At 41.3% G+C, this 12,362-nt stretch carries 13 protein-coding genes; 8 read left to right on the top strand and 5 right to left on the bottom strand.

What is annotated here, in order from left to right:
* The first annotated feature begins 6 nt into the window (after nt 1-6).
* Nucleotides 7-1,137: a DUF5666 domain-containing protein gene (locus C9I86_RS01475; RefSeq protein WP_080156729.1), complete on the top strand. Its 1,131-nt coding sequence runs from the start codon at nt 7-9 to the stop codon at nt 1,135-1,137.
* A 95-nt stretch (nt 1,138-1,232) separates the two neighbouring features.
* Here C9I86_RS01475 and C9I86_RS01480 read toward each other — a convergent pair whose 3' ends face one another.
* Nucleotides 1,233-1,661 (bottom strand): NUDIX hydrolase, encoded by a 429-nt coding sequence (locus C9I86_RS01480; RefSeq protein WP_080156728.1) that lies wholly within the window; start codon nt 1,659-1,661, stop codon nt 1,233-1,235.
* A gap of 173 nt (nt 1,662-1,834) precedes the next feature.
* Between C9I86_RS01480 and aroA the strand changes: the two genes are divergently transcribed.
* The 7 genes from aroA (at nt 1,835) to pyrF (ending at nt 8,624) form a co-directional block, all read left to right on the top strand.
* Complete coding sequence (gene aroA / locus C9I86_RS01485; RefSeq protein WP_107275404.1) at nt 1,835-3,115, top strand: 3-phosphoshikimate 1-carboxyvinyltransferase; 1,281 nt, start codon at nt 1,835-1,837, stop codon at nt 3,113-3,115.
* Nucleotides 3,116-3,327: 212 nt separating this feature from the next.
* Nucleotides 3,328-4,005: a (d)CMP kinase gene (gene cmk / locus C9I86_RS01490; RefSeq protein WP_080156726.1), complete on the top strand. Its 678-nt coding sequence runs from the start codon at nt 3,328-3,330 to the stop codon at nt 4,003-4,005.
* A 124-nt stretch (nt 4,006-4,129) separates the two neighbouring features.
* Complete coding sequence (rpsA, locus tag C9I86_RS01495; RefSeq protein WP_080156725.1) at nt 4,130-5,800, top strand: 30S ribosomal protein S1; 1,671 nt, start codon at nt 4,130-4,132, stop codon at nt 5,798-5,800.
* Between the two features lie 80 nt (nt 5,801-5,880).
* Nucleotides 5,881-6,171, top strand: a complete 291-nt coding sequence (gene ihfB / locus C9I86_RS01500; protein ID WP_036795301.1) for an integration host factor subunit beta — start codon at nt 5,881-5,883, stop codon at nt 6,169-6,171.
* A gap of 128 nt (nt 6,172-6,299) precedes the next feature.
* The gene (locus C9I86_RS01505; RefSeq protein ID WP_080156724.1) at nt 6,300-6,584 is read left to right on the top strand and encodes a LapA family protein; all 285 of its coding nucleotides are present in this window, start codon (nt 6,300-6,302) and stop codon (nt 6,582-6,584) included.
* A gap of 6 nt (nt 6,585-6,590) precedes the next feature.
* Complete coding sequence (gene lapB / locus C9I86_RS01510; RefSeq protein WP_080156723.1) at nt 6,591-7,760, top strand: lipopolysaccharide assembly protein LapB; 1,170 nt, start codon at nt 6,591-6,593, stop codon at nt 7,758-7,760.
* Nucleotides 7,761-7,913: 153 nt separating this feature from the next.
* Nucleotides 7,914-8,624: an orotidine-5'-phosphate decarboxylase gene (gene pyrF, locus C9I86_RS01515; RefSeq protein ID WP_080156722.1), complete on the top strand. Its 711-nt coding sequence runs from the start codon at nt 7,914-7,916 to the stop codon at nt 8,622-8,624.
* A gap of 77 nt (nt 8,625-8,701) precedes the next feature.
* On the opposite strand, the gene C9I86_RS01520 is transcribed toward pyrF, so the two are convergent.
* Genes C9I86_RS01520 through C9I86_RS01535 form a run of 4 tightly spaced genes read right to left on the bottom strand, consistent with a single transcriptional unit; the run spans nt 8,702 to nt 12,359 of the window.
* A complete protein-coding gene (locus tag C9I86_RS01520; protein ID WP_080156721.1) occupies nt 8,702-9,526 on the bottom strand; it encodes an ATP-binding cassette domain-containing protein in 825 nt (274 codons plus the stop codon).
* Nucleotides 9,523-10,521, bottom strand: a complete 999-nt coding sequence (locus tag C9I86_RS01525; RefSeq protein WP_107275405.1) for an oligopeptide/dipeptide ABC transporter ATP-binding protein — start codon at nt 10,519-10,521, stop codon at nt 9,523-9,525. The genes C9I86_RS01520 and C9I86_RS01525 overlap by 4 nt, the downstream gene beginning before the upstream one ends.
* A gap of 1 nt (nt 10,522) precedes the next feature.
* Nucleotides 10,523-11,410, bottom strand: coding sequence for a putrescine export ABC transporter permease SapC (gene sapC / locus C9I86_RS01530; protein ID WP_080156719.1), 888 nt, complete (start codon nt 11,408-11,410; stop codon nt 10,523-10,525).
* Entirely contained in the window at nt 11,397-12,359 is a 963-nt protein-coding gene (locus C9I86_RS01535) for an ABC transporter permease subunit (RefSeq protein WP_107275406.1), read from the bottom strand. The genes sapC and C9I86_RS01535 overlap by 14 nt, the downstream gene beginning before the upstream one ends.
* Between the last annotated feature and the right edge of the window lie 3 nt (nt 12,360-12,362).

The following is a 12,362-nucleotide window of genomic DNA, read 5'->3' on the forward strand; positions in this document are numbered from 1 at the left end:
GTATTCATGAACAAAATCACACTGGCGGCACTGATTGGTCTAATTCTTACGGGTTGTGGTGGTGGCGGCGGTGATGATAGTGGTTCACCTCAGCCACCTGTTGAGACCAAGCCTCTAGCCGTTCAAGGTACAATTAATGCAGTGAATGTTTCAGCGAACACCATTGAAGTTAACGGTTATAGTTACGATGTGGCATCTGTCGCGTATGGTGCGGATACTCAGTACTCAATAAAAGATCTGCAAAAAAATATGATGGTAGCTATTTCTACTTCATCAAAAGCCGGTGCTTTAGTGCAATTAGAGCCAACTATGGTTGGTATGGTTACTCATATTGATCGTGCTAACTCAACATTTGTCATTAATGGCGCAACATTAACCTTTAGTCTTGATCAAAATATTGACGTTAATGATTGGGTGATGGTGTCATCATTACCCCAAGCGACTGAAACTGGTTTGGGCTATAAAGTACTTTCAGTGGTGAAATTTGAGCATGAAGGTATTGCTAATCATTATGAGATTGAAGGGCAAATTTCGAATTTGACGGATATTCAATTTAATCTTGGTGCTGGAACAAATGTTGATTATAGCAATGCTAGAATTGAAGATAATGCAACATTACAAAATGGTCAGTGGGTAGAAGTTAAAGGTCAAATGGTCGGTGACACCTTTGACGCCTCTGAAGTGGACGTTGAAACTTACGATGCATCTGATAATGATAATGAAATCGAAGGTGTTGTAACCTGGGTTAGTAATGATAAGTCTCAGTTTGAATTAAACGCTCGCGGTCGTTTTATGGTAACAGGTTCAACTTATTTTGAAGACGGCACGAAAGCAAATTTAAATATTGGGGTGATGGTTGAAGTTACTGCCGTAAATGGTATTGCTCGTGAGATAGAATTTGAAAATGACTTCGATGGTGAGACTGGTAATCAATGGCGCGAGTTTGAAGATAAAGGCATAGCATCAAGTATTGCTGATAAAGGCACCTTTACTGTAAATAGAAACTTGATCCATATTGATGCTTATACTGAGTTTGATGACGGCTTAAATGAAGATAACCTTCATGACCAACGCATTGAAGTTGAAGGTATAATTATTAACGGTAAAAAAATTGCACGTGAAATAGAACGTGATTAAATAACCTCGAACCTCGAACCTCGAACCTCGAACCAAAAGCGCCTATTGCTCAGGCGCTTTTTGCGTTTAAGACGGTTCGGTTTTATTAGGGGTTTTTATTCATTAATACAAAACCGTTGTTCTAAGTAACATCGAATTGACTGCTCACTGGCATCAAATTGTGGCGAAGGGACTTGAGTTGGATTTACCCATTGCCATCCTTCACATTTATCTGGTTCTTTTAATGTTAATTCACCGCTGAACTCAGTAGTAAGTAAGGCGACGCTGATATAGTGCTTGCCTGATTCTGAATAGGTAGCAAGATTATTGGTTACAGCAATCACTTGTGGTTGATAGATGGTGAGCCCTGTTTCTTCCTCCACTTCACGAATAGCGCATTGACTAAAGGTCTCACCTAGTTCCATATGTCCACCAGGTATAGAGTAATAAGGTGCATGACTATTTTTACGTTTGCCAATTAAGATTTGACCATGTTGATTAACGATAATAACGCCAATTCCAACCATGGGGGTTATTGCACTCATTATGACCTCAAGATTATTGTTGCTATATACAAGCACTTTACCGTAATTGTGGTGTAGATACTGGCATAATGTTCAATAGTGGCGATAAAATTTAAAAAAACTGCCGCTAGATAACTGTGACATTATTGGGTACTCTGCTAGACAAGAAAAAATTAGGATTGGAAGAATAATCAATGGAAAGTTTAACCTTACAGCCGATTGCAAAAGTAAATGGTGAAGTCAATCTCCCTGGCTCTAAAAGTGTTTCAAACCGCGCACTGTTATTAGCCGCTTTAGCACAGGGAACAACACGTTTAACCAATTTGTTAGACAGTGATGATATTCGTCATATGCTGAATGGATTACAGCAACTTGGTGTAAATTATCGTTTGTCGGCAGATAAGACCGAATGTGAAGTTGACGGTTTAGGTCATGCTTTTACCGCGATGCAGCCGCTTGAATTATATTTAGGTAATGCCGGAACAGCGATGCGCCCATTGGCTGCCGCACTGTGTTTAGGTGCGGGAGAATATACGCTGACGGGTGAGCCAAGAATGAAAGAACGTCCGATTGGCCATCTTGTTGATGCATTACGCAGTGCTGGCGCTAGTGTTGAATATTTAGAAAATGACCATTATCCACCACTGAAAATTGTAGGCACTGGGTTATCTGGTGGTGAAGTTGAAATTGATGGTTCTATCTCAAGTCAATTTCTCACGGCATTTTTGATGGCAGCGCCTTTGGCTCAGGCAGATACCGTGATTAATATTAAAGGTGATTTGGTTTCAAAGCCTTACATTGATATTACATTGCATATTATGGCGCAGTTTGGTGTTCTAGTTGAGAATCGTGATTACCAACAATTTGTGGTGAAAGGGGCTCAACAATATCAATCACCAGGTGAGTTTTTGGTTGAAGGTGATGCATCATCGGCATCTTATTTTTTAGCGGCAGCTGCGATTAAAGGTGGCGCGATAAAAGTAACAGGTATTGGTAAAAACAGTATTCAAGGTGACATTCAATTTGCAGATGCACTTGCCAAAATGGGGGCAAATATTGAATGGGGTGATGATTATGTCATTGCGCGTTGTGGTGAATTAAAAGCAATTGATATGGATTTTAATCATATTCCTGATGCTGCAATGACTATTGCAACCACAGCCTTGTTTGCTAAAGGAACAACGTCAATTCGCAATGTGTATAATTGGCGTGTAAAAGAGACCGACCGTCTTGCTGCTATGGCAACAGAATTACGCAAAGTGGGTGCAGAAGTGGAAGAGGGCGAGGATTACATTGTGATCACTCCGCCTGCACAATTAAAACATGCTGAAATTGATACTTATGATGATCATCGCATGGCAATGTGTTTTTCGCTGGTGGCATTAAGTGATACAGCTGTCACTATTAATGACCCTAAATGTACCTCAAAAACATTCCCTGATTACTTCACTAGACTTCAGGGTTTAAGTGTGTAGCGTTGAATGATTAATTATTGATTTCTAAGTTTACATCTATAGTTGCCTTATAGGATTACTCAGAGTTTTTAATTAGTGTAAAAAGGTATGATAGAAAAGGGAATAACTCTATAAATCTTAGATTTTTTTCCGTATAATGTGCCACCGTTTGATGGCTAACCTTAATTAAGGTTAAGTTGCTGCTATTACGGACACCTATTCGGAGAAAACTTATGTCTACTCATGCTCCAGTCATTACTGTTGATGGGCCTAGTGGTGCAGGTAAAGGCACACTATGTATGCTGTTAGCAGAAAAGCTTGGCTGGAATCTGCTTGATTCCGGTGCTATTTACCGTGTTCTTGCACTTGCAGCACTTCATCATGGCGTAGATACTGAATCTGAAGATGCTTTAGTCCCTCTCGCTGCACATCTTGATGTTCAGTTTGTTGCTGAAGGTGAATTGGTTCGAGTTATTCTTGAAGGTGAAGATGTTTCTGATACACTTCGTACTGAAAAAGTAGGCAATGCAGCATCAAAAGTTGCAGCATTACCACGCGTGCGTGAAGCATTATTACGCCGTCAGCGTGCATTTAATGAGCAACCGGGTTTGGTTGCCGACGGGCGTGATATGGGTACAGTTGTATTCACATCCGCGGAAGTGAAGATCTTCTTAGATGCCAGTGCTGAAGAACGTGCAACTCGTCGTATGAATCAGTTGCAAAAAAAAGGCTTAGATGTTAGTTTTAGCAGCCTTTTAAGCGAAATTCAGGAGCGAGACTACCGCGATCGCAATCGTGCTGTAGCGCCTTTACGCCCTGCTGATGACGCTTTAGTGCTTGACTCAACTGAGATGTCAATTGAACAAGTGCTTGAAAAAGTCTTGGCATATGTTGATGTTAAGCTAAAATAAACGAATCCATATTTAGTCGCGTAAGCGGCTAAATAACGTCGGTGTCACGGATGATAACTGACTTTATTATCAACCCCATGCGGTAGGATACCCATGGTTGTTTATCATATTGAAGATTAATTAAATGACTGAATCTTTTGCTCAACTCTTTGAAGAGTCGCTAAACCAAGTTGAAACTCGCCCAGGTGCAATCGTTAAAGGTACTGTAATCGCTATCGAAAACGGTTACGTACTAGTTGACGCTGGTCTAAAATCTGAGTCATCTATTCCTGCTGAAGAATTCAAGAACGCTGCTGGCGAACTAGAAATCGAAGTTGGCGCTCAGGTTGACGTTGCTCTTGACGCGATCGAAGATGGTTTTGGTGAAACTAAGCTTTCTCGTGAGAAAGCTAAGCGTCACGAAGCTTGGATCCAGCTTGAAAAAGCTTATGAAGATGCTGAAACAGTTGTTGGTATCATCAACGGTAAAGTTAAGGGCGGCTTCACAGTTGAACTTAACGGCATCCGTGCGTTCCTACCAGGTTCTCTAGTAGACGTACGTCCAGTTCGTGACACTGCTCACCTAGAAAACAAAGAACTTGAGTTCAAAGTAATTAAGCTTGACCAGAAGCGCAACAACGTTGTTGTTTCACGTCGTGCTGTTATCGAGTCTGAGAACAGTGTTGAGCGTGATGAGCTACTTGCTTCTCTACAAGAAGGCATGGAAGTTAAAGGTATCGTTAAGAACCTTACTGACTACGGCGCATTCGTTGATCTTGGCGGTGTTGACGGTCTTCTACACATCACTGACATGGCTTGGAAGCGTGTTAAGCACCCTTCTGAAATCGTTAATGTTGGCGATGAAATCAACGTTAAAGTTCTTAAGTTCGACCGTGAGCGTACTCGCGTATCACTAGGTCTTAAGCAACTTGGCGAAGATCCATGGGTTGCAATCGCTAAGCGTTACCCAGAAAGCACTAAGCTTACTGGTCGCGTAACTAACCTTACTGACTACGGCTGCTTCGTTGAAATCGAAGAAGGCGTTGAAGGTCTTGTTCACGTTTCTGAAATGGATTGGACTAACAAAAACATCCACCCATCTAAAGTTGTTAACGTGGGCGACGAAGTTGAAGTTATGGTTCTTGATATCGACGAAGAACGTCGTCGTATCTCTCTAGGTCTTAAGCAGTGTAAAGCTAACCCATGGCAGTCATTTGCAGAAATGCAAGCTAAGGGCGACAAAGTAACTGGTAAGATCAAGTCAATCACTGATTTCGGTATCTTCATCGGTCTTGAAGGCGGCATCGACGGTCTAGTTCACCTATCTGACATTTCTTGGAATGTTTCTGGTGAAGACGCAGTTCGTGACTTCAAGAAAGGCGACGAAATTTCTGCAGTAGTTCTTGCAGTTGACGCAGAGCGTGAGCGTATCTCTCTAGGCGTTAAGCAAATCGAAGAAGACCCATTCAACAGCTTCGTAGCTGACACTAAGAAAGGTGCTCTAGTAACTGGTAAAGTTATTGCTGTTGACGCTAAAGGCGCAACTGTTGAGCTAGCTGAAGGTGTTGAAGGTTACCTACGCGCTTCTGAAGCATCTGTAGACCGTGTTGAAGACGCAACTCTAATTCTTGCAGTTGGCGATGCTATTGAATCTAAGTTCACTGGCGTTGACCGTAAGAACCGCGTAATCAACCTTTCTGTACGTGCTAAAGACGTTGCTGAAGAGCAAGAAGCAATGGCTACACTAAACAAAGCAGACGATGCTGCGTTTGGTAACGCTATGGCTGACGCTTTCAAAGCTGCTAAAGGCGAATAATTGAGCGTTGAGGGAAATCGCTTTAGCTTTTTCCCTCTAAACGGCTATACTATTGAGAAACTTACTAAAACGGAGTGTTTATGACAAAGTCTGAATTAATTGAAAGACTGTGTAGTCAACAAACACATCTTTCTGCCAAACAGGTAGAAGATGCAATCAAGGATATTCTTGAACATATGGCGAACACACTTGCAGAAGGTGATCGCATTGAGATCCGTGGCTTTGGTAGCTTCTCTTTGCATTACCGTGCTCCTCGCGTTGGCCGTAATCCAAAGACAGGTGATAAAGTTGAGTTGGACGGCAAGTACGTTCCTCACTTCAAGCCAGGAAAAGAATTACGTGACCGTGTTAATGCATCGATAGCTGCTTAACCGCGAATAGAACAAAAAAACGGCATACACTCTGTATGCCGTTTTTTTATGTCTATAGATCATGGTTTGATCGGTAAAATTACTGCATAATCAGTAATTATAATTTAGATTTAGTGAGAGGATTCACGATGAAGATTTTAGGAATTATTGTTCTAGTAGCTGCCTTTTTGATCACTCTGGCTCTTGGTGCGCAAAATCAAATAATGGTTAATTTTGATTATTTAGTTGCTCAGGGTGAATTTCAGCTTTCTACGTTATTAGGAACAGCATTTGGTGCTGGCTTTGTTATTGGTTGGGTAATTTGTGGTACTTTATACCTAAAAGCACGATTTGCTAAAAATCGTTTAACGAAGAAAGTAGCGAAGCAGCAGCAAGAACTTGACCAGCTTCGTGCTCAGCCTATTAAGGAATAAGAATTAATGCTTGAATTGTTGTTCCTACTTTTACCTATTGCTGCCGCTTACGGTTGGTACATGGGTAACAGGAGCGCAAGTAACCAAAAGCAAGAAAAGTCTGACCACTTATCTCGCCAGTATGTAACAGGTCTTAATATGCTGTTATCAGATCAGTCTGATAAAGCAGTAGACCTGTTCATTGAATTGCTTCAGGTTGACAGTGAAACTATTGATACTCATCTTGCTTTAGGAAATCTATTCCGTAGCAGAGGAGAGGTTGATCGCGCCATTCGTATTCACCAGAATTTGATAGCAAGGCCGAATTTATCGATTGAGCAACGTAACTTATCATTACAGCAGTTAGCTAAAGATTATATGGTTGCTGGTTTTTTTGATCGCGCTGAACGTATTTTTGAACAGTTGTTGGATGAACCAGACTATCGTAAGCCAGCCTTACAACAATTATTAGCTATTTACCAACAAACCCGTGAGTGGGAAAAAGCCATTGAAATGGCCACTCAGTTGGTGAAATTAGGCAAGACCAAATTAAAGCATGATATTGCCCATTACTGGTGTGAACTTGCGATGCTTGAGCTCAGTGCTCAAAATCAAGATAAAGCCATTCAGCTATTAAAAAAAGCACTATCAGTAGATAAACATTGTGTACGCGCATCCATTGTTGTTGCCAAAATTCAGGTTAAACAACAAGAATATAAGCAAGCGGCAAAAACATTAGAACGGATCTCAGAGCAAGATATTGAGTTTGTTGGTGAAGCTTTGCCTCTGTTACTTGAGTGCTATGAGGCGATGAATAATCAAACCGCATGGCTTAAGTATTTACAGCATTGTGTTGATCAAAAAGCAGGGGCGAGTGCAGAACTCATGCTCGCTGATGAAATAGCAAAACACGATGGTGCTGTAACGGCGCAATCTTTTATGACACGCCAACTTCAAAAAAATCCAACTATGAAAGGCTTTTATCAGTTGATGGAATACCATCTTGATGAAGCTGAAGAAGGTCGTGCAAAAGAAAGTTTAACCAGCTTACGTCACTTAGTTGGTGAGCAGCTTAAAGTAAAACCTCGTTACCGTTGTCGTCAATGCGGGTTTGCAACGCATGCTTTGTATTGGCAATGTCCTTCTTGTAAAAGCTGGGGACAAATAAAGCCAATTCGAGGACTTGATGGTGAATAATTGCCACCGTTTGTTTATATCATATTAAAACCAGTGCAGTAATGTACTGGTTTTTTTGTAGTTGTAGCTATCAAATTTAATCAATTGATGTAAAATCCTGCCGGCGGTGGGATAACCGCTCAGTGGATATATTTAGAGATAATAGGAGCCTCAATGCTAGACGCTAAAGTAACAGACCCTAAAGTAATCGTTGCCCTTGACTATGATAATCATAATGAGGCACTCGCTTTTGTCGATCGTATTGAGCCGGGAAGTTGTCGCTTAAAAGTCGGCAAAGAAATGTTTACTTTTTTTGGCCCTGATTTCGTGCGTCAATTGCATGATCGGGGCCATTCTGTATTTCTGGATTTAAAATTTCATGATATTCCAAACACCTGTTCAAAAGCTGTAAGAGCTGCTGCTGAATTAGGTGTATGGATGGTAAATGTGCATGCGAGTGGTGGTGAACGCATGATGACGGCATCACGTGAAATCCTTGAGCCGTATGGTAAAGATCGTCCATTGTTAATTGGTGTTACAGTGTTAACCAGCATGGAAGCCAGTGATTTAGCGGGTATTGGCATTGCATGTCAGCCACAACAACAAGTATTAAACTTAGCGACATTGACTAAAAATAGTGGTCTTGACGGTGTTGTTTGTTCTGCACAAGAAGCGAGTTTATTAAAAGCTAAACTTGGGCAACAATTTAAGTTAGTAACACCTGGCATTCGTCCTGTAGGAAGTGAAGCGGGTGATCAGCGTCGTGTGATGACGCCAGTTGAAGCTGTCGCTGCTGGATCTGATTATTTAGTGATTGGTCGTCCTATTACTCAGGCAAGCGATCCTGCAGCAGTATTAGCCGCAATCAATAAAACATTGGTATAAATTTAATGTATTAAGCAAACGATAACGCCAGTATTTTTCACCTTAATAACGTGAGCATACTGGCGTTATTTTTATAACTAATAACTAATTTTAGGGGTGCTATTAAGTATTCGAGTACTTTTTTCTCGGGTTGGTGAGCTAAAGTGACTATCAAGGAGTTTTTGGGTTAATGAATGCTTCGGATTATCAAACACGTTAGCGGTTCGTCCTTTTTCAACCACTTCACCATCTTGCATAACCATGACCTTGTCACTGAAATGTTTCACCACTCCCATATGCTGCGATACATAAACATAAGACAAACCCATCTCTTCTTGTAATTCAAGTAGCAGATTTATCATCTGTGAACGCATTGACATGTCTAAACCATTTAATGCTTCATCGGCGACAATAATACAAGGTTGTAATATCAATGCACGAGCGAGAGATACACGTTGTTTTTGTCCTGTCGCGAGCATTTGAGGGTAAAAATAAGCATGCTCTGGCAGTAAACCAACCCGTTTTAAGGTATCCATAATACGTCGCTCACGTGCTTGTGGGGTCATATTCGTATTTCGTTTTAATGGGCCTTCAAGAATACGTCCAATTTGAATGCGCGGATTTAGCGCAGTATTTGGATCTTGAAAAATCATTCGAATTAGTTTACAGCGAGTTTGATAATCATGGTGATGAAGTAGTTCACCATTAACGCGTACAATGCCTTCTGTGGGCGTGATCACGCCAGCAAGCATTTTAGCTAATGTTGATTTACCTGAGCCATTCTCACCTAATAGTGCGATTGTTTCGCCGGCATTAAGCTGAAATGAAACCGGTTTTACCGCTTCAATAGTGCGGCGACGGAATAAGCCAGAACGATAATGGTAATCTTTCTTTAGATTTACAACTTCAAGTAATGAACTCATTTGTTGTCATCCTTCATATTTAGCGGGAAATGACAGCTAAATTTATGACCTCTAATTTTCTGACGCTGTGGCACTTCAACACATTTTCGTTGTGCGTAAGGACAGCGCGGCCCTAAACGACAGCCTATTGGTAAATGCTGCAGTGGAGGAATAGAACCAGGTAATGTTTCTAATTTACACTTATGGCTAATGCCAAGTGAAAAGTCAGGCATTGCGCGCATCAGTGCCGCAGTATAAGGGTGATGTGGTAATTCAAGCAGTTGTTTTGATGTGCCTGATTCTACCGATTGGCCACAATACATTACGGTTATTCTATCTGCCCATTGGGTCACGGTCGTGAGATCATGACTAACAAGTAGAATTGTGGTGTTACCTAATTGGTTCATACGGCTGAGTAAACGGAAGATTTGTGCTTGAGTGATAGGATCCAGATCGTTGGTTGGTTCATCTGCAATTAACAGTCGAGGACGGTTCGCAATCGCCATTGCGATCATCACTTTTTGACACTCGCCATCGGTTAGCTCATAAGGATAGCTACGCATAATCCGTTTATGTTCTTTAATACCGACTTTATGCAGTAGTGCGATCGCTTGTTTTTGGCGCCAATGAAAACGCTGCCAAATACGGCCGTTAAATGATGATGACGGGATAGCTTCTTCTAACTGTTCACCAATACGCTCTGAGGGATCAAGACAAGTTGAAGGCTCTTGAAAAATCATTGCAATTTCACGGCTTACAATTTTACGTCGCTGACGAGGGGACAAGGCGAGTAAATCTACATCACCTAGGCGCATGCGGTCAGCGTTAACCCGCCAGTTATCTTTACATACACCAGCGATAGCCTTAGCAACTAAACTTTTTCCTGAGCCTGATTCTCCCACTAAACCACGAATTTCACTTTCGTTAATGGTTAGGCTCATGCGATCAACTGCTTTTACCATCCCTTGTGGTGTGTCAATCTCTATAGTGAGGTTACGTATATCGAGTAATGGCATGTTAATCAATTCCCGCGTTAAGTGCTTGGCGCATACCATCACCGACTAAGTTAACAACTAAGACGCTAAACATAATTGCAAGCCCAGGTAGAGTAACTGTCCATGGCGCAAGGTAAATAAGATCGATTGAATCACCAAGCATCGCTCCCCATTCTGGCTGTGGCGCTTGTGCACCTAAACCAAGGAAACCCAGTGCTGCAATATCCATAATCGCGACAGAAATAGCCCGTGTCATTTCAGTGGTTATAGTGGTTAGAATGTTTGGTAATATCGAGTTATAAAGCAAATAAAAGTTATTTGCACCATCAAGGCGCGCTGCAATAATGTAATCTTTGGCGACTTCAATGTGCACTGCGGTATACACAGCGCGAATGAAGCGTGGAATTAATGCGAGCCAAATAGCGAGTAATATGTGAGTTTCACCCGGCCCCATATATGCGACAACAATGATAGCCAGTAATAGTGACGGAATAGATAAAACGGTGTCTAAAATATGGTTAAGAAAACTCGATTTAAGACCATTACTCATGCCAGCTAAAATACCAATTAGCAGTCCGATGATACTAGATGCAATCGCAACTAATAAAGCATAGCCAAAGGTTAATTGGCTACCGATTAACAGTCGTGACAGAATATCTCGCCCCAGATCGTCAGTACCAAAAAAGAATGAGACATGACCAGAGTTGTCCCATGATGGCGGCATCAATAATTCTCCTACTTGCTCTATCGCAGAATAGGGTGCTAACCAACGCGCATTAATGGTAATTAATAGCAGTGCTAATAAACACCATAAGCCAAACATAGCTAATGAATTGGCGCGAAAGTTTTGCCATGAACGCTCCCATTGTGTCGGGATGGTGGCTTCTTGGTAAACACTATTTGATGGCATACCATTCCTTCCTGACTAATGGATTAATAATGGCACCAACAAGATCAGAGAGAATGTTGGCTAATAAAATAAACCCACCCACAGTAATCACACCTGCTTGAATGGCAACATAGTTTTGAGCGGCAATGGCATTGAGTAACCAGCGGCCAATGCCTGGCCAGTTGAAAATAGATTCAGTCAACATTGCAAAAGTCATCATGGCGGCAAACTGCATACCTAATTTAGGAATAATGGGCGGTAACGCATTTTTCATTCCGTGACGGCGTACAATCTCAAAGGTTGATAAACCTTTCGTTTGTGCGACTTTAATATAGTTTTTCGTCATTACTTCGGCAATTGAGGCTCGTGTTAAACGAATAACTTCAGTGGTTGGTGCCATTGCCAGCACAATAGTTGGTAAGACTAAATGTTTAATGGCATCAAAAAATGCTTCCATGCGGTAAGGCTTATCGGAGAGCAAAATATCAATTAATGCAAAACCAGTTACATGGTTAAATTGGTATAACAAGCTATAGCGTCCAGAAACAGGTAACCATCCAAGGTGCAATGAAAATAATAGGATAAGTAACATGGCTAACCAAAATAATGGAATAGAATAGCCCAATAATGTAATCGAAGTGATGATGGTATCAATTGGGTAGCCACGACGGACACCGGCAATGGTACCTAAAGGAATACCAATCACTAAAGACAGCATAAATGCAAAAAAGCACAACTCTAATGTGGCTGGAAAAACTTTGAGTATTTCTGTACTCATAGGAATACCTGTCGGGCTAATACCTAAGTTACCAGAGATTAAGTTTTGTAAGTAAATGAACCAGCCTTGCCAAAAGGGTTCATATGCCCATTGCAATTGGGTATCAAGTCTTAAAATGCTAAAACTCACCATCGTCAGAATGAGTAGAGTAATAACAAACAGATTTAAGCGACGCATAGTGTAAATAAACATACT

The sequence above is a fragment of the Photobacterium sp. NCIMB 13483 genome (assembly GCF_003025475.1).
In the GTDB taxonomy this organism is placed as follows: Bacteria; Pseudomonadota; Gammaproteobacteria; order Enterobacterales; family Vibrionaceae; genus Photobacterium; species Photobacterium piscicola.